The sequence below is a fragment of the Streptomyces sp. NPDC053542 genome (assembly GCF_044544685.1).
Classification (GTDB): Bacteria; Actinomycetota; Actinomycetes; order Streptomycetales; family Streptomycetaceae; genus Streptomyces.
In genome coordinates this window covers 92,105-114,487 of record NZ_JBITXL010000009.1, presented here as the reverse complement: position 1 = coordinate 114,487, position 22,383 = coordinate 92,105, and the positions used below count along the sequence as shown (strand labels likewise).

The 22,383-nt window shown below is 68.9% G+C and carries 18 protein-coding genes and 1 pseudogene; 10 read left to right on the top strand and 9 right to left on the bottom strand.

Translation table 11 applies throughout. From position 1 onward, the window contains the following. Nucleotides 1-151: 151 nt before the first annotated feature. The 5 genes and pseudogenes from ACIGXO_RS25010 to ACIGXO_RS24990 all read left to right on the top strand — a co-directional run. Nucleotides 152-1,564: an MFS transporter gene (locus ACIGXO_RS25010; protein WP_399790933.1), complete on the top strand. Its 1,413-nt coding sequence runs from the start codon at nucleotides 152-154 to the stop codon at nucleotides 1,562-1,564. Nucleotides 1,565-1,908: 344 nt separating this feature from the next. Further along, nucleotides 1,909-4,569: a SpoIIE family protein phosphatase gene (locus tag ACIGXO_RS25005; RefSeq protein ID WP_399790930.1), complete on the top strand. Its 2,661-nt coding sequence runs from the start codon at nucleotides 1,909-1,911 to the stop codon at nucleotides 4,567-4,569. Nucleotides 4,570-4,770: 201 nt separating this feature from the next. Continuing rightward, nucleotides 4,771-6,153, top strand: a complete 1,383-nt coding sequence (locus tag ACIGXO_RS25000; protein ID WP_399790927.1) for an L-serine ammonia-lyase — start codon at nucleotides 4,771-4,773, stop codon at nucleotides 6,151-6,153. Between the two features lie 520 nt (nucleotides 6,154-6,673). Further along, nucleotides 6,674-7,249: an EF-hand domain-containing protein gene (locus tag ACIGXO_RS24995; RefSeq protein ID WP_399790924.1), complete on the top strand. Its 576-nt coding sequence runs from the start codon at nucleotides 6,674-6,676 to the stop codon at nucleotides 7,247-7,249. 312 nt (nucleotides 7,250-7,561) lie between these two features. Then, a pseudogene (locus ACIGXO_RS24990) lies at nucleotides 7,562-7,819 on the top strand (helix-turn-helix domain-containing protein); the annotation flags it as partial. A gap of 202 nt (nucleotides 7,820-8,021) precedes the next feature. Here ACIGXO_RS24990 and ACIGXO_RS24985 read toward each other — a convergent pair. From ACIGXO_RS24985 to ACIGXO_RS24970, 4 genes are all read right to left on the bottom strand, one after another. Then, entirely contained in the window at nucleotides 8,022-8,903 is an 882-nt protein-coding gene (locus tag ACIGXO_RS24985) for an alpha/beta fold hydrolase (protein WP_399790921.1), read from the bottom strand. A gap of 111 nt (nucleotides 8,904-9,014) precedes the next feature. Next, nucleotides 9,015-9,593: a TetR/AcrR family transcriptional regulator gene (locus ACIGXO_RS24980; RefSeq protein WP_399790918.1), complete on the bottom strand. Its 579-nt coding sequence runs from the start codon at nucleotides 9,591-9,593 to the stop codon at nucleotides 9,015-9,017. A 449-nt stretch (nucleotides 9,594-10,042) separates the two neighbouring features. Beyond that, nucleotides 10,043-10,801: an SDR family NAD(P)-dependent oxidoreductase gene (locus ACIGXO_RS24975; protein ID WP_399790914.1), complete on the bottom strand. Its 759-nt coding sequence runs from the start codon at nucleotides 10,799-10,801 to the stop codon at nucleotides 10,043-10,045. Between the two features lie 155 nt (nucleotides 10,802-10,956). Then, nucleotides 10,957-11,223: an Atu4866 domain-containing protein gene (locus ACIGXO_RS24970; RefSeq protein WP_399790911.1), complete on the bottom strand. Its 267-nt coding sequence runs from the start codon at nucleotides 11,221-11,223 to the stop codon at nucleotides 10,957-10,959. A 139-nt stretch (nucleotides 11,224-11,362) separates the two neighbouring features. Between ACIGXO_RS24970 and ACIGXO_RS24965 the strand changes: the two genes are divergently transcribed. Next, nucleotides 11,363-12,244 carry a helix-turn-helix transcriptional regulator gene (locus ACIGXO_RS24965; RefSeq protein ID WP_399790908.1) on the top strand — a complete coding sequence of 294 codons (882 nt, stop codon included), beginning with the start codon at nucleotides 11,363-11,365 and terminating at the stop codon, nucleotides 12,242-12,244. Between the two features lie 187 nt (nucleotides 12,245-12,431). After that, nucleotides 12,432-13,037 (top strand): MFS transporter, encoded by a 606-nt coding sequence (locus tag ACIGXO_RS24960; protein ID WP_399790905.1) that lies wholly within the window; start codon nucleotides 12,432-12,434, stop codon nucleotides 13,035-13,037. Here the strand turns inward: ACIGXO_RS24960 and ACIGXO_RS24955 are convergent. The 3 genes from ACIGXO_RS24955 to ACIGXO_RS24945 all read right to left on the bottom strand — a co-directional run bounded on the left by ACIGXO_RS24955 (nucleotide 12,967) and on the right by ACIGXO_RS24945 (nucleotide 16,109). Next, a complete protein-coding gene (locus ACIGXO_RS24955) occupies nucleotides 12,967-14,010 on the bottom strand; it encodes an endo-1,4-beta-xylanase (protein ID WP_399790901.1) in 1,044 nt (347 codons plus the stop codon). The two genes, ACIGXO_RS24960 and ACIGXO_RS24955, sit on opposite strands and share 71 nt — an antisense overlap. 63 nt (nucleotides 14,011-14,073) lie before the next feature. Then, nucleotides 14,074-14,982 (bottom strand): alpha/beta hydrolase family protein, encoded by a 909-nt coding sequence (locus tag ACIGXO_RS24950; RefSeq protein WP_399790898.1) that lies wholly within the window; start codon nucleotides 14,980-14,982, stop codon nucleotides 14,074-14,076. A gap of 32 nt (nucleotides 14,983-15,014) precedes the next feature. Continuing rightward, on the bottom strand, nucleotides 15,015-16,109 hold the full coding sequence (locus tag ACIGXO_RS24945) for a non-reducing end alpha-L-arabinofuranosidase family hydrolase (RefSeq protein ID WP_399790895.1): 1,095 nt from the start codon (nucleotides 16,107-16,109) through the stop codon (nucleotides 15,015-15,017). 597 nt (nucleotides 16,110-16,706) lie between these two features. Here ACIGXO_RS24945 and ACIGXO_RS24940 point away from each other — a divergent pair. The 3 genes from ACIGXO_RS24940 (at nucleotide 16,707) to ACIGXO_RS24930 (ending at nucleotide 20,103) form a co-directional block, all read left to right on the top strand. Next, entirely contained in the window at nucleotides 16,707-17,165 is a 459-nt protein-coding gene (locus ACIGXO_RS24940; RefSeq protein ID WP_399790892.1) for a hypothetical protein, read from the top strand. Between the two features lie 1,676 nt (nucleotides 17,166-18,841). Continuing rightward, a complete protein-coding gene (locus ACIGXO_RS24935) occupies nucleotides 18,842-19,186 on the top strand; it encodes a hypothetical protein (protein ID WP_399790889.1) in 345 nt (114 codons plus the stop codon). A 59-nt stretch (nucleotides 19,187-19,245) separates the two neighbouring features. Continuing rightward, nucleotides 19,246-20,103, top strand: a complete 858-nt coding sequence (locus ACIGXO_RS24930; protein ID WP_399790886.1) for a site-specific integrase — start codon at nucleotides 19,246-19,248, stop codon at nucleotides 20,101-20,103. 174 nt (nucleotides 20,104-20,277) lie between these two features. On the opposite strand, the gene ACIGXO_RS24925 is transcribed toward ACIGXO_RS24930, so the two are convergent. Together ACIGXO_RS24925 and ACIGXO_RS24920 are read right to left on the bottom strand one after the other, a co-directional pair. Then, nucleotides 20,278-21,999, bottom strand: a complete 1,722-nt coding sequence (locus ACIGXO_RS24925; protein WP_399790883.1) for a glycine betaine ABC transporter substrate-binding protein — start codon at nucleotides 21,997-21,999, stop codon at nucleotides 20,278-20,280. Between the two features lie 2 nt (nucleotides 22,000-22,001). Next, the gene (locus ACIGXO_RS24920) at nucleotides 22,002-22,376 is read right to left on the bottom strand and encodes a hypothetical protein (RefSeq protein ID WP_399790880.1); all 375 of its coding nucleotides are present in this window, start codon (nucleotides 22,374-22,376) and stop codon (nucleotides 22,002-22,004) included. Nucleotides 22,377-22,383: the final 7 nt, after the last annotated feature.

Genomic DNA, 22,383 nt, shown 5'->3' with positions numbered 1-22,383 from the left:
AAACGCGTGTTCTTATGCGCAACACCTCCCCAGCGTGCACCACCGCCTGCACCGCCTGCGACGTCGCGTTCAGCACGGCTTCTGACAAGCCTCGGAGGCGCGGCCGACGCACGGCCCGCACGGTCCCCCGTCCCCGATCCCAGGAGGTCACATGTCCATCCGTGCCATCGACGAGGCGCCCCTGAACCCATTCCACCGAAAACTGACCTGGGCCTGCGCCGGCGGCCCGTTCCTGGACGGTTACCTGCTCAGCATCATCGGTGTCTCGCTGATCGGGATGAGCAACGAGCTGCACCTGACCACCGGCGACGAGAGCCTCATCGGCGCCGCCGCCCTGGTCGGCATCTTCATCGGGGGGCTGTGCTTCGGCGCCGTCACCGACCGGCTCGGCCGTGAGGCGATGTACACCATCGACCTGGCGGTACTGGTCGGCGGATCGATATTGTCGGTGTTCGCCGATGAGACCTGGCAGGTCGTCATCCTGCGTTTCATACTGGGCGTTGCCATCGGCGCGGACTATCCCATCGCCACGTCACTGCTGGCCGAATGGGTGCCGAACAAGCACCGCGGCCGGCTGCTCGGCATCCTCATCCTCGCCTGGTACATCGGCGCGGCGGCCGCGTACGTGGTCGGATACGCGATGGCCGAGCTCGGCGGCAACGGCACCTGGCGCTGGATGCTCGCCTCCTCCGCCGTCCTGAGCGCGGTGATCCTGCTGATGCGGATCGGCACGCCCGAATCACCTCTGTGGTTGGTGAACAAGGGCCGCACCGAGGACGCCCAGAAGGCGATCAAGCGTGCGCTCGGCCGTACCGTTTCGACCAACGAACTGCTCGCCGCCGCGGCGACCGAGCAGGCGCTGCAGCAGCACCGGTTCCGCGACCTGTTCCACGGTACTTATCTGCGGCGGACGCTGTTCTGCGGTCTCTTCTACATGTGTCAGATCACGCCGATGTTCGCCCTGCTCACCTTCGGACCCACCATTCTGGGCTCGTTCGGCCTCGGCAAGGGCAACGAGGGCAACCTCGGCTCGGCCCTGATCAGCGTGGTATTCGTACTGGGTTGTATCCCCGCGCTGCGCATGGTCGACCGGATCGGCCGCCGCCCGGTCATCGTCTGGTCGTTCGCCCTGATGGCGATCCCGCTGCTGATCCTCGGCGGCGGTTCCTCGGTGCCCTTCGCGCTGGTCATCGCCTGCTTCTGCGCCTACGCCCTCTTCTCCGGCGGGCCCACGGTGCTGGAGTGGACCTATCCCAACGAGCTGTTCCCCACCAGCATCCGGGCGACGGCGGGCGGCGTGGCCACGTCCATCAGCCGCGTCGGCGCCGCCGCGGGCACCTATCTGCTGCCGATCTCCCTCAGCAAGCTGGGCATCGGCCCGACCATGCTGATCGGCGCCGGCATCACCCTGGTGGGCTGGCTGGTGTCCGTGCTCTGGGCCGAGGAGACGCGCGGCCGGACCCTGGCGGAGACCAGCTCCCTGCCCGCCGCCTCCACGCAGCACACGCCGGCCGGCGAAGAGCACCGCGAGACCGTCCGGGAAGGGGGATTCGGCGGATCCTGACGCCGCACGTCCGAACGACCTGACGCTGTCGGTCCGGAGGGTCCTGGCGCCGTAACGGCACGGATCCTGACGCCGTACGGCAGCGCGGGACGCGGCAGACAGCCGGCCGGCCTCGTCAGGGGGCCGGCCGGCTGTCTGCCGGACCCATTCGCCTCACCACGGCGCCGCCCGCCTCGCGGCTCACCGAACCCCTCACCCTCGCCGAGCATACTGGATGTATGGATATGTCCAAGTTCCGACTGTCCTCCATGGCGCCGTCCGAGGACGGACGGGATGTCCGGCGCCGGTCGTCGCCAAGAGCGCGCCTGCGCTCCCTCGTAGGCGCGCGGACCGTTGCCGGCCAGGTGTTCCTTCTGCACCTGGCGGTCGTGCTGCTGCTTGTCTGCGCGGCCGTGACGGCCCTCGTGCTGCAGGCCCGGGGCTCGAGTCTGCAGGAGGCCCGGGACCGCTCGCGCGTCGGCGCCGAGACCTTCGCGCACGCCCCGGGGACGCTCAGCGCCATGAAATCCGCCGACCCCAGCGCACTGCTGCAGCCGCGCGCCGAGGAAGCCCGGAAGCAGTCCGAGGTCAACTACATCATCGCGTTCAATACGGCCGGCATCCGCTGGACCCACCCCGACCCGGACCGGATCGGCAAGCACGTCGTCGGCACCTACGCCCCGGCGCTGCGCGGCAAGGTGTACCAGACCACCTCCTACACGCCCGGCGTCGGCCGCGCCGTGGACACGATGGTTCCCGTCTTCGACACCGACGGGAAGGTGGTCGGGCTGGTGTCCGTCGGCATCACGGTCAAGAGCGTGAATGCGAAGGTGATGGACCAGCTGCCGCTGCTGATCGGTTCGGCGGTCGGCGCGCTGCTACTGCTCACGGGCGGATCGGCGCTGGTCAGCCAGCGACTCCGGCGACAGACACACGGTCTGGACCCGGCCGAGATGACGCGGATGTACGAGCATCACGACGCGGTCCTGCACTCGGTCCGGGAGGGCGTGCTCGTCATCAGCGGTGACGGCCGGCTGCTGCTGGCCAACGACGAGGCCCAGCGACTGCTGGACCTTCCGGCGGACGCGGAGCGCCGGCAGATCTCCGAGCTGGGCCTGGAAGCGGGCACCGCCGAGCTGCTGGCGTCGGGCCGGACCGCCACCGACGAGGTACACCTGGCCGGGGACCGGCTGCTGGCGGTCAACCTGCGGCCGGTCGACGGGCACGGCGACCGGTCCGGCAGCGTGGCCACGCTGCGCGACACCACCGAACTGCGGGCGCTGGCGGGCCGTGCGGAGGTGGCCAGGGAGCGGCTGCAGCTGCTCTACGACGCCGGGGCGCGGATCGGCAGCACGCTGGATGTGGTGCGCACCGCGGAGGAGCTGGCCGAGGTCGCGGTTCCCCGGTTCGCCGATTTCGCCACGGTCGAGCTGCTGGACGCCGTCCTGCGCGGGGAGGAGCCGGACGGCACCGACACCGAGATGCGCCGCACGGTGATCCGCGGCATCCGTGACGACCAGCCCCTCATTCCGGTCGGCGAGCTGATCAGCTTTGTCCCCTCCCACCCGATCGCCACCGCCGTGGCGAGGGGGCACGCCGTACTCGAACCGGACCTGGCCGCCTCCGAGGGCTGGCGCACCCAGCACCCGGAGCGCGCCCAGCAAGTCCTGGACTACGGCATTCATTCGCTGATCTCGGTACCGCTGCAGGCACGCGGGGTGCTGTTGGGTACGGCCAATTTCTGGCGTTCGGAGAACACTCCCTTCGAGCCCGAAGAGCTGTCCTTCGCCGAGGAGCTGGCCGCCCGTGCGGCGGTCTCCATCGACAACGCCCGCCGCTACACCCGCGAGCACACCATGGCGGTCACGCTGCAGCGCAGCCTGCTGCCCCACGGCCTGCCCGAGCACTCCGGCATCGAGGTGGCCCATCGCTATCTGCCGGCCCACGCCGGGGTGGGCGGCGACTGGTTCGACGTCATCCCGCTGCCCGGTGCCCGGGTGGCGCTGGTGGTGGGCGACGTGGTCGGGCACGGCCTGCACGCCGCGGCCACGATGGGCCGGCTGCGGACCGCGGTGCACAACTTCTCCACGCTGGACCTGCCGCCCGACGAGCTGCTCGGCCACCTGGACGAGCTGGTCACCCGGATCGACCAGGACGAGAACCCCGAGGGCGCCGACGCCGGCGTGACCGGGGCGACCTGTCTGTACGCGATCTACGACCCGGTCTCCGGAAAGTGCTCGCTGGCCGGGGCCGGCCACCCGGGCCCGGCCCTGGTGCACCCCGACGGCACCGTGGGGTTCCCGGAGGTACCGGTGTCCCCGCCGCTGGGCCTGGGCGGCAGCCTGCCGTTCGAGACCGCCGAACTGTACCTTCCCGAAGACTCCCAACTGGTGCTGTACACCGATGGACTCATCGAGGACCGCGACCGCGACATGGACACGGGACTGCGGCTCCTGCGTACCGCCCTGGGCCACCCGGACCGGGACCCCGAGCAGACCTGCCAGGCTGTCTTCGACGCGCTGCTGCCTGCCCGCCCCCGGGACGATGTCGCGCTGCTCATCGCCCGGACCCGACTGCTGGACCGGGACCATGTCGCCGACTGGGAGGTACCGAGCGATCCCGCCGCCGTCCCGCGGGTCCGCGCCGAGGCCACCCGCCGGCTGGCAGCCTGGGGGCTGGAGCAGGCGGCCTTCACGAGCGAGTTGCTGATCAGCGAGCTGGTCACCAACGCCGTCCGCTACGGCGCCGAACCGATCCGTCTCCGCCTGCTGCTCGACGGCGACAGCCTGATCTGCGAAGTCGCCGACGGCAGCAGCACCTCCCCGCACCTGCGCCGCGCGAAGACCGGCGATGAGGGCGGTCGCGGCCTCTTCCTGGTCGCGCAGTTCGCCCAGCGCTGGGGCACGCGGTACACGGCCCGGGGCAAGGTCATCTGGACCGAGCAGTCCCTGAGCGGACCGGCGGCCGAGGCCGCGGGAGACACGGACGAAGCGCTGCTGAACCAGTGGGACGACTCGGCGTTCTGACGGCGCGGCGTCCGACGACGGAGCGAAGGGCGCAGGGCAGCGGCCGGTAGTGCGCCCTCCCCTTGACAACCCTTGCCCCGCAAGAAAAGCTGTTGCGCATAAAGATATACGTTGCGTAGTCAGAAACAGTGACAGTGTGGCCGACACGGCGATCTCATATCCCCGGCACACCCACCCGCGCGCAGACAAGGGAGCCCGCCCGTGGCCATCTCGGTGTTCGACCTCTTCTCCATCGGCATCGGCCCGTCCAGCTCGCACACCGTGGGCCCGATGCGGGCCGCCCACATGTTCGTCGGCCGCCTGAAAGAAGAGGGACTGCTGGCCCAGACGGCATCGGTACGGGCCGAGCTCTTCGGCTCCCTCGGCGCCACCGGCCACGGCCATGGCACCCCCAAGGCCGTCCTGCTCGGCCTGGAGGGCAACGAGCCGCACACGGTCGACGTCGCCGAGGCGGAGCGGGACGTCGAGCGGATCAACTCGGCCGGGCGGCTGCGGCTGCTGGGCCGGGACCTCGGCGACGCCCACGAGATCGACTTCCGCGCGGACAGCCACCTGGTCCTGCACCGCCGCCGTTCCCTGCCGTACCACGCCAACGGCATGACGCTGGCCGCGTACGACGCGCACGGCACTCCGCTGCTGGAGAAGACCTACTACTCGGTGGGCGGCGGCTTCGTCGTCGACGAGGACGCGGCGGGCGCCGACCGCATCGTGCTCGACGACACCGTACTGAAGTACCCCTTCAGCAGCGGCGACGAACTGCTGCGCCTGACCCGCGAGACGGGGCTGTCGATCTCGGCCCTGATGCTGGAGAACGAAACGGCCTGGCGCACCGAGGCCGAGGTCCGCGCCGGCCTGCTGGAGATCTGGCGGGTGATGCAGCAGTGCGTGGCCGCCGGCCTGTCCCGCGAGGGCATCCTGCCCGGCGGCCTCAAGGTCCGCCGCCGGGCCACCGCGGCGGCCAAGGCCCTACGCGCCCAGGGCGACCCCAACGCCCACGCCATGGAGTGGGTCACCCTGTACGCGATGGCCGTCAACGAGGAGAACGCGGCCGGCGGCCGGGTCGTGACCGCGCCCACCAACGGCGCGGCCGGCATCATCCCCGCCGTCCTGCACTACTACCTCAACTTCGTCCCCGGCGCCGACGACGACGGCATCGTCCGCTTCCTCCTCGCCGCCGGTGCCATCGGCCTGCTCTTCAAGGAGAACGCCTCCATCTCCGGCGCCGAGGTCGGCTGCCAGGGCGAGGTCGGCTCCGCTTGCTCCATGGCCTCCGGCGGCCTCGCCGAGGTCCTCGGCGGCTCCCCCGAGCAGGTCGAGAACGCCGCCGAGATCGGCATGGAACACAACCTCGGCCTCACCTGCGACCCGGTCGGCGGCCTCGTCCAGATCCCCTGCATCGAACGCAACGGCATGGCAGCGGTCAAGGCCGTCACCGCGGCCCGCATGGCCCTCCGCGGCGACGGCCGCCACCACGTCTCCCTCGACAAGGTCATCAAGACGATGAAGGAGACGGGCGCCGATATGAAGGTCAAGTACAAGGAGACGGCACGGGGCGGCCTCGCGGTCAACGTCATCGAGTGCTGAACGCACCGTCCTGACCACGCAGTTCGCACCTTTCAGCGCTGTCACGGGCTTGCCCTTCTGTACGGCGGAACGTCCCTCGGAAGTCCCTGTGACAGAGCTGAAAGTCCCTGAAAAGTCCCTGGGATGTCCCTGGCGAACCGGCTGGTGACTGGTCGCAGACAGCGCTTCATGTCCCCTGGGGGCAGCCCCGTCTGGCCCAAGGAACACGGTCATCTGACTGTTGTCGGCCCGCCGAGGGCTTGGTAGGCGGGGTGGTTGGGGCCGCCGCGGGTGAAGCGCCGCAGTACCTGCTCCGCCTCGGCGCTGCCATCGCCGTCGTCCGCCTGGGCAGGCCAGGCGACGCGGAGGCTGCGGCCGGGGGCCGTGCGCCCGCGAGATGGAGCAGCCAGCACGCTGATCCGCTAAGACCGGATCGCCGCGCATACGTCCGATCGTGTGCTCCCAAGCAGCGAGCACGGTGTACCCGGCTGCTGGGCTGCCCGGCCTACTGACGAGCCGGTTCCGCGCGCAGGATGGGGCCATGGACGCATCTGCCGGCATGTCCCCCTTCCTGCGGCGCAAGCTCGCCCGCCGCTTCCAGACGTTCGACACCGATGGCGACGGCTACGTCGATCGGGCTGACTTCCAGGCCGCCTGCGATCGCCTCGCGGCCGCCTTTCATCTGAGCGCCGACGCCCCGGAACTGGGGCATCTGCGTGAGCTCAGCGACGAGGTGTGGCAGCAGCTGGCCCAGGCCGCGGACGCCAATGCCGACGGCCGCATCGACCTGACCGAATACCAGGCGGCCTTCGCCGCCGGCCTGTTGGTCACCCCCGATTCCTTCGACGCCGGGTACGTGCCCTTCCTCGACGCGTTGATGGACATCGCCGACACCGACGGCGACGGCAAGCTCACCCGGGACGAGCAGGTGCGCTGGACCGGCGCGCTGATGGGGCTGCCGGAGGCGGATGCCCGGGAGGTCTTCGGCCGCCTGGACCGGGACGCGGACGGACTGATCAGCCGCGACGAGATGCTGGATGCGATCCGGGAGTACTACTTCAACGAGGAGCCGACATCGACGGGGGTCTGGCTACTCGGCCCGCTCGACCCGCATTGAACGGATGGCACCCTCACCCTGCACAGCACTCGGTAACGGCTCGCGCCCGGGGCACGTGCCGGAGTGCATCACAGCGCCCTCATCGGTACACCCCGCTGACCCAACGCTGTCACCTGACACGGCCGAGACCCCGGCCGTCTAGGCAGGGTTTTGGTGATCAATCAGTCGGCGCTGGTGTGCTACCTGTCCCGGTGAGCCAGCCGGCTGATCAGTCGCTCCGAACGGCGCAAACCCCGTACCTCGTACGGAGCACTCGAACATTTCTCCCCTTCCGGCATCTCATGACCCGCGCCATGATGGGCCCGGGCCCCCCTTGCCGACATCGCCGAGCGGACCGGGACCAGCACCCGGAGCCTGATCCGGCGCTTCCGCGACCAGACCGGCACCACCCCGCTCCAGTGGCTCCACCGGGCCCGCATCCGCCAGGCCCAGCACCTGCTGGAAACCACGGAGCACTCCGTGGAGGGCATCGGCTCCCAGGTCGGCTTCGGCTCACTCACCGCCTTCCGTGACCGCTTCAAACGCACCACCGGCGTCAGCCCGCGGGCCTACCGACGCACGTTCAGCTGAACCGGTACCCCGGAGCCGTGCCCCTTCGAGTCACACAGCGCCCACGGCTGTCGCGCGTCGCCGCTGTGCCGAACGAGTGAGCGGACACGGGACGGGCGCCGCAATCGACGCTGTGACTTTCGCTGCGTACCCGCCCTCGCGTCGCCCGGCGTCAACACCGCACGGCCGGTCGGGTGCCGGCCACGAAGGCGTGTCCGCCCTGCTACCGCTGCGCTGCCAGGAACGGCAGGACCACGTCGGCCATCTCCTCGGGTACCTCCTCCGCGAGGTCGTGGCCCGCGTCGAAGACGTGTCCGGTGACGTCGTGGGCCACGAGCCGTGCCTGGGACTCGTTGCGTTCGCCGATGAAGGCAGAGCCGCCCAGCGCCAGGACCGGGATGTCCAGCTTCTCCCGAGCGGCCCGCCGGTTCTGTTCGGCGTCGATGAGCATCGCCCGGTAGATCGCGAGCATCGCGCGGATGCCGCCGGGCAGGGAATAGCAACGCACATACTCCTCGATCGCGTCGGGGGTCGCGGTGTCGGGATGGCTGCGCTCATTCTTGATCATGTAGGTGATCAGCTCGCGCTCATGCCCGCTGATCAGCATCTCCGGTACGTCGGGCTGGAAATAGAAGCCCAGGTGCCACAAGTGCATGCCGCTGGAGACGTTTTGGGAGGTGAGGGCCGTGTGGTCCTCGAAGCCGAATCCGGGGAACAGCGCCTCGGCGAGGACCAGGGCGGTGACGTGGGCGCGGTGGCGGGCGGCGAGCTGGTAGCCGATCACGGCCCCCCAGTCCTCGCCGATCACCGCGTAGGTCTCGTGCCCGAGCCGGGCCATCAGCTCGGCGATGTCGTCGCTCATCGTCGCGGAGTCGTAGCCCCCCGCGGGGCGGGCGGAGTCGCCAAGACCGCGCAGGTCGGGCACGACGACGGTGTGGTGGGGCGTCAGCTTCGGGACCAGGTGGCGCCAGTGGTAGCCGGTCTTGGGCACGCCGTGCAGCAGCACCACGGCGGGGCCGGATCCGCCGGTGCGGTGGTGCAGGCTCGTTCCGTTGACGGCGGTACGACTGGTGCGCAGGGGTGTGGCGGTGTGGTCGTGGAGCATGGCGTGGCGCTTCCTGTCTGGGATGGGTGTGGCCAACCGGGACAAGCTTTTCTTTAGCGAGCGTTACAGAATCAGGGTATGAGGAACGCCCGGGCCGAGGGTGCGCGGCCGTCAGTCGAGCGCGGTCAGTGCGACGTCCACGAGGGGCCGGAGCGTGGACATGTCCGGTGTGATCTTCGACGAGACCAGCAGTCCGTTGAGGAAGGTGACCAAAAACGCGGCGAGCGTGTGCGGGTCGTACCGCGCCGCGATCTCGCCCCGCTCCATCGCGGCCCGCAGCACCTCACCCAACGCCTCCCGGCTCGCGTCCTGCATGTCGCGCACGGTGCGCCGGGTGGCCGCGTCCTGGGGCAGCCGCTCGCAGACGGCGTTGACGGCCAGGCAGCCCTGGCCGTCGCGGTCGACGGCGATGCGGATCCGCTCCGTCAGCAGCGTGCGGACCGCCGCACGGGCGTCCGCCTCCTCCTCCAGGGTGCGCAGGGCTGCCGCCGCGAGGGTGGTGCGGTAGTGCTCCAGCGCGGCCCGGTACAGGCCGTCCTTGCCGCCGAACGCCGCGTACAGGGAGCCCTGCCCGATCCCCAGGTGCTGGGCCAGGTCGCGCACCGAGGTCGCCTCGTAGCCGCGCGTCCAGAACAGGTCCATGGCGCGGGCCACCGCCGCCTCGGTGTCGAACTCCCGGGTCCTTGCCATGGCCTCACCGTAACGTATCTGGATCGATCGCTCAAGAATTCGCGGTTCGACCCTGCACCTCGGTCCGCGGGGTGTCGTCACCGGAGGGCACTGCACCGCCGTGTCGAGCCTCGCGGATGGGCCCGGTGGCGTCTGTGCGGCGAGGCGGGCACGGACTTCCGGCGATCTCGAGGGCGTACCGCTCCGTGAACACGGATGCGGGCGCCCTTCTCGCACACACCCTCCTCACTCCGCGGCCACCATCGCCCGCCATGCGCCCGGGCGCATGCCCGTCGCGTTCCGGAAGAAGACCGAGAAGCTGGAGGCGTCCGGGAATACAGTTGGAGTTCGATGTGCTCCCGGACTTTCTCGGGGTCCGGGAAGAGCGTCCAGGAGCCGTAGCACGTTGACGCGCTCACGGGGTGCGGCGTTCACGGCAGACCGTCGTGGCCGTCGCACGGCCGGGCCGTTCAGTGCGCGGTGAGGCCGCCGTCGACCACCAGCTCCGAGCCGGTGACGAACGAGGAGTCGTCGCAGGCCAGGAAGAGGATCGCGGGGGCGACCTCGTCGGCGCGCCCGGCCCGGCGCATGGGAGTGCGCTGGATGTCCGGCTGCCGGTCGCCCTGGTCGTCCAGGAGGTCCTGGATCATCGGCGTGGCGATCACCCCAGGATGCACCGAGTTGACCCGTACTCCCTGCCGGGCGTACTCGACCGCGGCGGTCTTGCTCAGCAGGCGCACGGCACCCTTGGACGCCTGGTAGGCCGCAGCCGCGCCGCTTCCCACCAGGCCGAGTACGGACGAGGTATTGATCACCGAGGCGTTGCCGCTCGCACGCAGGAGCGGCATCGCCGCCTTCATGCCGAGCCAGGTGCCTTTCTGGTTCACGTCGATGACGCGGTCCCACGCCTCTTCCTGTGTGTCCTCGATGCCTGGCCAGTCCAGGATGCCGGCGAGGTTCACGAGCACGTCCAGCGTTCCGAACCGGTCGCGTACGACGGTGATCACTTCGTCCCACTCCCCCGCGGAGGAGACATCGAGGCGGGCAGCGACGACCTCTGTGCCGCGTGCCCCGATCCGTTGGGACAGGTCCCGCAGGGGGCCGTCGGCGACATCGGTGATCACTAGCCGGGCGCCTTCGCGGGCGAAGAGTTCGGCGGTCGCTGTGCCGAGGCCGCCGGTCGCGCCCGTGATCAGCGCGACCTTGCCGTCAAGTCGTTGTCCGGTCATGGATATGGTCCTTGGTTCTCGTTGACGCTGACTGCGGTTCTCGTTGATGCTGACCGGCCGACTGGCTGACTGGCTGGCTGCTGTGTCGGGGCTTCTTGGTCCGCCGACGGCGGATGCGCCCCCCGGTGGCCAGGGCGGCCGCGGCCCGGCCTGCTCTACGGCGACGTCTGCTCCCGGTAGAGCACGAGGTGCTCGTGGTAGAGCACTCCGTCCCGGATGTCGCCTGTGGCGGTGAACCCGGTGTCGTCGACGTAGTCCAGGTGGCTGCCGGTCACCGTGTACCGGCCGGTGTACGCGCTGCGCCGCTCGCCGCGGGCCTCGTCGTAGCGGCCGTCCGGCAGCAGCTGCTGACGGATGTGGCCATCCGCGGTCACCCACGTTCCGACCACGTCGACGTGGTCGCTCTCCACGGTCCCGGCCATGGCGGACTCCTCTCCTCGAAGGGTGCGGTCCATCCCGCTCCACCGAGTCTGGGCAGGTCAGCGGCCACCAACCAGGGCGCGTGCTGCCTGGGTGTGCCACACCCGGGCAGCACACCGGGCCGCCGCCTAGCCTGGCCACATGGACGACAACCACCTGGGAGACTTCCTGCGCGCATGCCGCGCCGGCCTGCAGCCGCAGGACGTCGGCATGACGAGCTACGGGGCCCGCAGAGTCGCCGGACTGCGCCGCGAGGAGGTCGCCGTCCTGACCGGCGTGAACGCCGACTACTACACCCGCCTCGAACAAGGCCGCGAACGCAAGCCCTCACCCCAGGTGATCGACGCGCTGAGCCGCGCGCTGCGCCTCGACGCGGACGCCCGCGCGCACTTGTACCGGCTGGCCGGGGCCACGCCGAGCGAACGGCCCTCCCTCCACGCCGCCGAGCGGGTCAGCCCGGCGCTACGACAGCTGATGGACGGCTACCCGAACACTCCAGCGTTCGTCATGAGCCGGACCCTGGACCTCCTCGCCGTCAACGCCCTGGCCGATGCCCTCTACGCCCCGTTCGAGCCGGCGGACAACTTGGCCCGCATGACCTTCCTCGACCCTGCGGGCCGCCACTTCTACACGGACTGGGACCGGGCAGCACACGCCACCGTTGCCAACCTTCGCGAGGCAACCGGATTCGACCCGGACAACCCACGGCTGCGCGAAATCGTCCGTACCCTCACCGAGCACAGCGCGGACTTCACCCGCCTCTGGCAGTCCCACACCGTGCGAGGCAAAACACAGGACGCCAAACACCTCCTCCACCCAGACGTCGGCCCGCTCACTCTCACCTATCAAGCATTCGACGTACGCGAGACGCCCGGCCAGCAGCTCGTCATCTACCATGCCGAACCAGGCAGCCCCAGCGCCCACTCCCTCAACCTGCTCGGTTCCCTCCACGCCACCCGGCGCCGGCCCGACTCCGGCCCCACCGCTGACCAGCCGACGGAACGTGGAGATCGGCGGCGATAGGCCGACTTCGCCTCCGCGTGTTTCATAGATGCCGGCAGCCGCCCGGAGTTGGAGGCCGCGGTGAAGCTCGCCGGGGAGATCCACTCCTCCGGCCCCGCCATGCCCCTCGTCGTCCACGAGACAAGCGGCTCGGCTGCGGGATCGAGCTCGCCATGCTCGCCGAGGAGCTGCAGTCGAGCGATGTTCGGTGGCTGCGCGGATCGCCGTGCCGGAGCGACGCGGCCGGGCGTTGGCGATCGTGTACGCGGGCATGACCAGCGCCATCGCTCTCGGCGTCCCCCTGGGGAACGCGATCGGAAACCTGTCGTCCTGGCGGTGGGCCCTCGCCTTCGTCGTCCTCCTGGCCCTCATCACCGCGGTCGGGCTGTGGTTCACCCTTCCGCCCCTGCCCGGCTCCGCGGGGACCGGCATCCGCGACCGGCTCACGGCCATCCGCATCGGGCGGGTACCCACAGCCATGCTGACGACCACCCTGCGGGTGGTCGGAACATTCGCGGTCTACACCTACCTTGGCAGCATCCTGGTCACCTCACTCATGCCAGCGCTTCCGACCGCACCTGGCTGTTGCTTGCCTTCGGTATCGGCAGCTTCGCCGGAGTCATGGCCGGGGGACGCCTCGTCGCCGCAGGCTGTACCTACTCGTGAACACCCCGGACCACGAACGGCACGTGTTGCGTGCGGATGCGGGGCCCGGCGGAACGGCCGCCGGGCCCCGGCCGGTTTCAGCTCGCTGCGCTGTTCAGTGCCGCGAGGACCGCGCCGTACGCCTCCTTCTTCTGATAGTTGCCGTTGAAGGGCAGCGGGGTTTCCTGGGCGCGCCAGGAGTACTTGTCGGTGACGCCCCACACGGTGATGCCGTTGCATCTCGCGACGGCCACGCACGCCTGGGTGACCTGCCGGTACACATTGGCCTGTGCCGTGCCGGAGCCGCCGACGTCGAGCTCGGTGATCTGCACGTGCACGCCGAGGTCGGCGAAGCGCTGGAGGTTCTGCCGGTAGGTGCTGAGGTCGGAGTTCGAGGCCAGGTGGCTCTGGAAGCCGACGCAGTCGATCGGTACACCGCGGGCGCGGAAGTCCTTGACCATACGGTAGATGGCATCACTCTTGGCGTTGATGCCGTCGGTGCCGTAGTCGTTGTAGCAGAGCTTGGCCTTGGGGTCGGCTGCCTTCGCGGTGCGGAAGGCGTCCTCGATCCAGCCGTTGCCGAGCTGCTTCTGGAGGTTGGACTGGCGTCGGCTGCCGTCCCATTCGAACGCCTCGTTGACCACGTCCCAGGAGTCGATCTTGCCCGCGTAGTGGCCGGCGACCTTGGTGATGTGGTTGCGCATCGCCTGGCGCAGGGCGTCGCCGGTCAGTCCCTGGACCCAGCCGGGCTGCTGAGAATGCCAGACCAGGGCGTGGCCGCGTACGAACTTGCCGCGCTGCTTGGCGTAGGCGACGAGTTCGTCGCCACCGCTGAAGTTGAACTGACCCGGGCTCGGCTCGGTGGCATCCCACTTCATCGCGTTCTCGGCGACGACGCTGGAGAACTCCCGGTTGAGCGTGGATTCGTAGTCCGTCTCGCCGAGGTGGGGGGCGACCGCGGCACCGAAGTACCGGCCACTCTGGGCGGCCGCGGCACCGAGGGTTTCAGCGGCCTGAGCGGTGGGGGCGAACGCCAGGACGGCCGCTGCCGCCAAGACACCGGTCGCTGCGGCGGTGATCGTCGACCGGGTGCGTCGTGAGGCGCGTCGCGGGGCGCGCCTTCTGGAGGATCTGTCGGTCATAGCGGATCCCTCTCTGGTGGGGGTGGGTCCGTGCAGGGCATGTCCTCGTACGGCCGGTGGCCGTCAGGCCAGGGCGGCTTCCCAGCGGGTGCCGTCGCCGGTGGCGTCGCCGGGGAGGCGGTCGCGGGCGGCGGTGTCGTCGTACAGACGCCAGCGGAACCAGTCCACGAGGGTGTTCTGAGTCCGGTCGAAGGTGGGGAACCCCGGATTCAGGTACGCGGCGTGGTCAGCGCCGACGTGGGTGAGGAACGCCTTGGGCGCGCGCAGCTCCCCGTACGCCCGCCGGGCCAGGGCGTAGTCGCAGGTCGGGTCCCTGTCGCCGTGGATGAACAGCACGCCCGCACCGACCGAGGCGGCGGGGTCGCCCATGTCCACGCAGGCGACCGGGACTGCGGCGGCGATACGGTCGTCGGGCCAGGCGGTCACCAGGCCGTGGGTGGTCATGCCGCCCATCGAGTGCCCGGAGACACCGACGCCGGCCGCGGTGTCGATGTGCCCGGTGAAGGGACCGCCCGTGGCGTCGTTGAGCGCCAGGGTCCGGGTGATGACCTCGGAGACGTCCTTCGACCATTCGCCTCCGTAGACGGAGCCGAGGTTGGTGTTGTCGGAGAACGAGGGGGCGGGGCAGATGAAGCCGGCGGAGGCTATCGCGTGGGTCTGCGAGGCGTAGGAGTCGGAGTTGCCGCCCATGCCGTGGCTCCACTCGACGACGGGGAACACACCGTCGGCGAGCGGGGCGTTGGGAACGGGGGCGCCGCCGGGGGTGCCGGGCGTGGGGTAGAAGACCTTGGTGAACAGCGAGCGGGCACCGCGGCTCCAGTTGAACTGGCGCACTCCGACGGCGAACTCCCCGTTACGGGTCGCCAGTTCGGCACCATAGGCACGGTGCGGTGCGGAGCCGAGCAGTGGGGCACTCAGGCCCGCTGCCGCGGCCGCGGTCAGGCCGAGGAAGGTACGTCGTTTCAACGACATGCGTGACTCCTTGCGTGGGGGACAGGGAGGTCTCAGCAGGTGGAACCGGTCTGGGAGGCCAGGCCGAGGCGGTAGGGCAACTGCGAGTACTCGCCGCCGGAGTTGGGGTCCCGGCCCTGGTAGAGAAGCCGGAGGTGGCAGGGGTCGATGGTCATGGTCTGGTCGTTGCCCGCGCGGATCAGCTCGCCGTGGCTGATGTCCTTCGTCCAGGCGCCACCGGGGAAGGTGACGTTGGTGGACCGGGCGAAGGGGTTGGCTTCGGTTGCGGCGAGCGGCTGCCAGGTACCGGTCAGGCCCTTGGAGGTGAAGGAGCGGTAGTAGCGGTTACCGTCGCTGCCGATGGCCTCCCAGATCATCAGGTAGGTGTTGGTGCCCTTGACGCGGTAGACCGCACCTCCTTCGAACAGCGCGAAGCGGGAGTCCTGGAGCACGATCTTGGTGTTGCCGAAGCCGTTCGGGAAGTTGGCGACGGTGGTCTCGGACCGGTACACGTGGCCGTTGTCGTCCGCGGAGAACAGGTAGCACTTCGCGTCATCGCAGATCACGTAGAAGTCGAGCCAGTTGCCGTTGCCCATGTTCTGCCGGACGACGTCGGGCATGCTGTTCATGAGGTTCTTCGGCGCGGACCAGCTGGTCGGGTCGTTGATGTTCTTGGTGGTGGAGTACGACGGCAGGCCGGTCTGGTAGACGAGATACCACTCGTCCTTGGGGGCGAAGTAGAAGGCGTGCGGGGCGGCCCGGTAGCCGGGGCCGATATGGGAAGCGGTCTCCAGGTGGGTCTGCTTCGCGCCGGCGGCCTGGGACCAGTCGGAGAAGCTGGTCTGGGCCAGGCTCCAGTCACCGGAGCCGCGCGCAGCGGTGGTCATGAAGACGTGCCATCTGCCGTTCTTGTCCTGGACCACCGACGGGTCCTTGACGGCGACGGAGTTACTGCCGTCCTGCTGCGGTGAGATCACCGGCCCCGTGGACGACCATCGGAAACTGCCCGGCAGGTCCTGCCGGGGGGTGGCCGCCGGTGTCGCTCCGTTGGCGGGCACGGCGAAGAACGCCGTCAGCAGGGCGATGAGCAGGGCCCCACAGGCGTGGCGGCGTAAGAGGCGGGTGCGGTGACGTTGCGTCAAGTGCATCGGCAACTCCATTGCGGCTCGACTGGTGTGCATGCGGTGAAGCGGGATTGGCCGGCCGTACGGCTCAGGCCGGGCCAGCGCGAAGCTTGGTCGATATACCGAACAGCGGCCGGAACTTCGGGCGTAGGAATAATGGAGCGCTTGACGGAGTCCGGTCAACGCTTTCTGCGCAATATTCTCGGCTCAATACTCGAAAGATTTTCGATGACTCCCCACACCTTTGGCGAAGAGTCGCCTTGACGGACAGTGGGGAATACCTGAGTCGCGCCGGATGCCGCGCTCGGTTCGACGGCGGGGCCGCGCTCAGCGCCTCAGCGGGGACGCACTCTGGCGGACCACGAGTTTCGTGGCGACCTACAGGCCGTGCTGCGACACCCTCCCCGCGTCACCGCGAGAGAGGACCAACCCGGCGACAGCGTTGGCAATTTCCCTCCACGACTGATGCGCCGTCGCAGGCGAGGTCGAGCACCACCTTGCCGACCGCCTCCCCTCCGCAGCCGCTTGACCGCCTCCTCGACGGAGTCGATGCCGTAGCGCTCGAGCGGAGGCATGAGCGCGCCGGAGGCCAGCTCGGCGAGGAGGCGTACAGCCTCCGCGGTGACCTCCGCCGGCATCGGTTTCATCGGCAGCGGCTCCACGGGGGCAGTCGCCGCCACGAGCTCGCGCAGCGCCTTATCGTGCGGGTATCTCCCGGCCTCAGCGCGCAGCAGTGCAACGGTGATCTTGGCGGCGTTGTCCCGGTTCCATAGCGCCCCGGGCGGCCTCCCTTTGGTGCGGCGCGTCGCGCTGGCCTGGGTACAGATGCGCCGAAGGACGGTCTTCACCCACGTGCTGGCAACCGAGCCGATGCCCCGCAAGGACGTCGAGCAGCTCACCTACCGCGCCCCACGAGCTGAGGTGCGCGTGCTTCCCACCCTGCAAGGCATCGACAAGCTGACGCTCAAGGGGAGGCTCCGGACCTTGGTTGGGCTTCAGGCCCTCGCTACCGGCGAGACGGCCTACATCGAAGGGGATGTGGTGCGCACCGCCGCACCACCGGGGCTCATGCGGAGATGACGAGTTGAAGCTGTCACCGTTGGCCTCATGGGCGGTTGGCAGCACCGCTGGCGCTGCGGTCGATCACTCGTGGTTCGGCCGCAGCGGACAGGGCTTCCGCTTGGGTCACGCCCACAGCAGAAGCGATGGATGACCCTCGGGCATCTGGGCGCCCGCTCCAGGACCTGGTCGGGTGAGTGCACGACCTGCAGAACGCCCGGCAGCACTGCATCGACCTCTGAAGGAGAGCCATGACCACCGATACCGCCGCCTACTGGGAGCCGTTGTGGGCCGAAGGCCGCCGTTATCGGCAACTCAACGGTGCTGAGACCCAGTTGTTGGATGAACACCTCGGTCCCGGCCGTGCGCGCCCGGCCCGCAGACTCCCCGACCGGCCAGAGACGAGCTCTCAACGACATGATCACGAGCCAGACACTACTAAGGATCACGGCCAACCAAGAGTCCAAGTCAACCGCCAACCATCAGCCCCCAGCCAGCCACAGCAGGTTCCTCGGCCGATCTCAGATGAACGCGATGCGGTAGAGTTCGAACTGTCGGGTGCAGCCTGATTCGGCACCAAGCAGTGGACCCGCACGGCCGGAGGAAATACCCGGCAGTACCGGGGCCCGCCAGGCACGACATCCACTGACCGGTCGGACGCCGGACCCCGCGCCACCAATCCGCCCACCCACACGGACAACACAGTGGCAGCGCAGCCGTCCCCCCTCGACCGGCACTAGGGCTGGACTCCGGCAAGGGTGGTGGCTCACGGCTTCACCAAACCTGACAGACAGTCAGGAAAGGCAGCATCGGGTCAGCATTGGTCCGCCCAGAGAAGGTCACACTCGCAACTCGGCCTCTACGAGTTACAGTGACGCTGACCAGCAAAAACACTGGTCAGAGATCACCGGACCGGAGATGCTGTGACCTGCCTCGGGCGATCCCCCGCGTCGCCGGGGGCACACCGCCCGATATTCGCTGATCGGACGTTGAGCCTCGGCAGACACGACACCAGCCCGGTTGCAGCCGTCATCAGGCTCCTCACGCACAAGCCGACCGGGAAGTCCCACACTCGTGTCCTGGCTGGGGCCGCCCACCTGACGCTTCCCGCTATCACCGATCTCCGGCATCGCCAAGCCGTCATCCTTGTACACAGTGGCCCCACTGCCGATTGAAGCGGGGTCTACATGACGGACGTGACAGCACCACACCCGAAGCCGGCCTTCCTGGCTCTCCCAATGGCGGCCGAATACCTGTGCATATCGTGCATATCCCCAATACCCTCTATGTATGGCGGCATCGCCGCCAAGGCCCGCCGAGCTTCCGGATGGGCGGACGGGTCATGTACCGCATATCAGCCCTGGACGAGTGGATCACCGCGCAGGAATTGGCAGACGCTCGCTCAAACCCTGCCTTGAACCCTCTGGCCAGGCGGCCGCAGCATCGTGTGCGCACCGCTAAGGCGTAGCCACTCCCCGTAGCGCTCGCCAAGTTTTTGAAATTCATCTGCGAACGCGGGATAAGAACCCGCTCCGCGACAGGTTCACACCGACCGACCGGCGAACCCTTCGCGAGTACCTACAGTGGAGCAGCAACACCAGTGCCTGGCTGCATAGAAGACCGATGGCTCAAGAAGCGAGAAGCGGCCGAACAAGGAGTCCGGCAAGCGCGAGCGCACCGCCCAGTACGGCAAGGGGATGCGCTACCGCGTCAAGGGCATCCCCGTGATCCAGGACCGGTCGTTCGCGACGGCCGAGGATGCGAAGCAGTGGTTGGCGTCCGCGCAGACGGACACCAGGCGTGGGGAGTTCGTGGACCCGCGGGACGGCACAGTTCTTCTGGCCGACTACATCGAAGATCACTGGTGGCCCAGCCGTTCCGACGAACCGTCCACCGCCGCACCGATGCGCAGTCGGATTTGGAACCACATCGTCCCGCTGCTTGGTTCCATTCCGCTGTGCGACATCGATGCATCGGTGCTCCGCACCTTCAAGGGGCAGCTTCTCTCGCGGGTCGAGGTATCCACTGCCGAAGTGATCTGAATCCACCTGACGACAATTTTCAATGCGGCGGTCGACGACAAACGTCTTCTCAGGAGCCCATGCAAGCAGTTCCGCACGGTCAAGGCACCGAGGCGTGTCAACGTGTCAAGAAGAAGGCAAAGGCATGGCGGCGTTCCACGGTCGATGCCGTACGGGCCGGCCTTCAGGAGCGGTATCACCTGGCAGTCGACGTTGGGCTCGGAGCCGGTCTCCGCCAAGGCGAAGCCTTTGGGCTGGCGGAGGAAGACTTCGACTTCTCGTCAGGGGTTATTCACATTCGGCGGCAGCTTCGATGGGACGAGAAGGGACGGCCGTACTTCTGCCTTCCGAAGGGCCAGAAGACGAGGCCGGCTCCGCTCTCCCCGAATCCGGCTCGCCGCGCCCAGGAGCACTTCCGGCGCTTCCCCTCCGTCGCATGCACGCTCCCTTGGCGCAATGCCGAGGCCCCCAAGACGGCGTTGGAAACCCGACAGCGGAAGCCCGTGACCGTGAATCTCGTCCTCACCACATCCCGCGCCAACCCGATCAAGTACAACACCTGGAACGAACGCTCCTGGAAGCCGGCGCTCGCGTCCGCCGGCCTGATCAAGGTAGTCGGCGAGAAGGTGAAGCGGCAGGGTGATCGGATGCGCAGGTACCCCGTCTTCGAGGTGTCCCGCGAAGACATGTTCCACGTCCTCCGTCACACCTACGCCAGCGTGCAGCTCGAAGCAGGCGAGTCCATCGTCAGCCTCTCCGAGTGGCTCGGCCACTCCTCACCGAAGATCACGCTCGACCACTACGCCCACTTCATGCCGGAAGCGGGCAAGCGCGGGCTCGCCGCCATGGACTCCTGGCTCGCCGCTCACGGCCGAGACCGAAAAGTCCCTGGCAAGTCCCTGGCAAGTCCCTGGCATCGCTGCCGATCACTGAGATGAGCCTGAAACCGCAGGTCAAGAAGGTCCTCCAGGAGGCGGCCGACATGAAGGTCAAGTACAAGGAGACGGCACGGGGCGGACTCGCGGTCAACGTCGTCGAGTGCTGAACGGGCCGTTCTGGACGGGCAGTTCGTAGCCTTCAGAGCCCGGCCGCTGTCGGGACCGGCGGTGGCGTCAGGCGTCCGTACCGGTCCTGGCCGGGTCGGTCGGTGGGGCGAGCTTGTCGGTCAGGCCGGAGTGGTCCCTCAGCCACGTGCGCACCGCCTCCTCGAGTTTTTCCCCATCGGCCTTGTGGACCGCGTACTCCAGGCTGCTGAGTTGCTTGCCGGTCAGACGGAATTCCTTCATCCACTGCGCGACCCGCGGCTGCTTCCGGGCGAAGTCCTTGCTGCCCACCATGTGAATGTCCGCGCGCGAACAGGCGAGCACATCCTTGGGGTCGTCCAGGGCGGTGAGGTGGTACTTGGCGTACTCCCAGTGCGGGTACCGCAGCAGCGCGGCGGTGGGCCTCTTCGAGCCGTAGGCGAGGGCGAGTTCGCTGGGCTCGCTGGGTTCGATGAGGGAGAGCGACTTGCTGAACGTCACCCCGTACTCCTTCTCCAGCCTCTTCTCGCAGGCGGACGGTTCGCCGGAGTCCGGCCGCTCGAAGCTGTAGTTGAGGTCCCACCCGTCCAGTGCGCTCTTGCCCTTCAGGTCGCTGATGGACTCGGCGTCATCGACATAGCCGGGAACGACGACCTCCAGCGAGGTGCCCTCGAACCAGGCGCCAAAGTCCTCCAGCTTGTTCGCGTACCTCTCCAGGTACGCCGACTCGCCCGGAAGCCGGGCATTGGTCTGGACGTCGACAGTCCCCTTCGCCTGCCCGGAGAACAGCCGGCCCGCGCTCTGCTCCTGCAGTTGGGGCTGGTAGCCGCGCTGGGCCAACAGCTCCTGCCACAGGTACGCCACGGCCTTGCCCTCGTCCCGGTCAACGTAGCCCAGGGTGACCACCGGACCGTCCGGGCCGGTGCTCTGGTACCAGGTGATGCCGCCGGCAAGCAAGGAGAGAGCGACCAGTCCGGCTGCGTACCCCCGGCGGCGGGGGTCGCGCTGCCACCATGTCTTGGCAGGCGTGGCAGCCGGTGCCGTCTCGGCCACGAGGCGGGCGGGGGCCTGGTCGACCTCTGCCCGGGCCGCGTTGCGGCTCAGCGCCAGTCGGCCGGCGGTGTTGCGGTCGCGTTTTTGCGGTAGCGGCCGGCCCTTGGCGTTCAAGGCGGCGCGCAGGCTGGTGTAGACGGTGTCCAGGTCCAGCAGCTCCGGCCCGTCCGGCACGCCTTCTTCGAGCAGCTTCAGCAGCTCGCCGGTGAAGGCCGTGTAGGTCTCGCCCTCCGGCGCGAGGGCGAAACTGGTCTCCGGGGAGGCGGCCAGCAGGTAGCTGCCTTCGATCTCCGCGTGGTCCGCGATCACGCCGGGCCCACTCATCGTGCCCAGCGCCCGGCCGCTGAAGCAGCAGTCCAGGATGACGACATGGCGCTGGGGCCGGCCGGTGAGGATCACGTCGCGCAGCGCGCTGTAGGGCACGCCGGTGTAGGAGCGGCCCTGCTGGGAGTGCGGCAGGCCGAGGAAGAGGTCGCCGCGGGTCTCTTCCAGGAGCCCGTGCCCGGCGAAGTACACCAGCAAGGTGTCGGTGGCCTCTTCGGCCGCTTGCCGCACGGCGTGCAGCACCTCGGTCCAGTCACCGGGGTCGGCGATGACCGTGCAGTGCTCCTCGGCCAGCTGCCAGGAGGCGGGTCCGCGCAACACGGCCGCCAGAGTGGTGAGGTTATTGGCTACGGCGGGGAGGTCCGCGAGGTGTGTGTAGCGGCTGGTACCGATGAGGACGGCGCGGGAACGGGACGCATCGGGCAGCAGCGCCACCGCTACCGTCCCTCCTGGCGTCCATCGCCCTGTGCGTCGTCGTCAGGGCGCTCCAATGCCTCCAGAAGGTGGGCCACTTCCTCCTCGCTCCCGTTCTCCACGACCACGGTGGTCTGCCCCCGCTGAACGGTGATGCGCCGACGGGACGGCCTGGTCTGACGCCAGGTGCTCAAGGCCAGTGCGAAGGACGCGGCGCTCCAGGCGTTGTCGGTGATGAGCTGAAGCACCTCTGCGAAGGCGCCCATCCGGCCCGGGCCGGCAGGTGAGGGAGGCAGTGTCACCTGTGCACCGCGGCGCGTGGCGGCGTCCTGCCGCAGCCAGTCGTACAGCGAACGCAACTCCTGCTCGCCGCCTTCCACCCGCACCTCAACCCGCACGACTCCC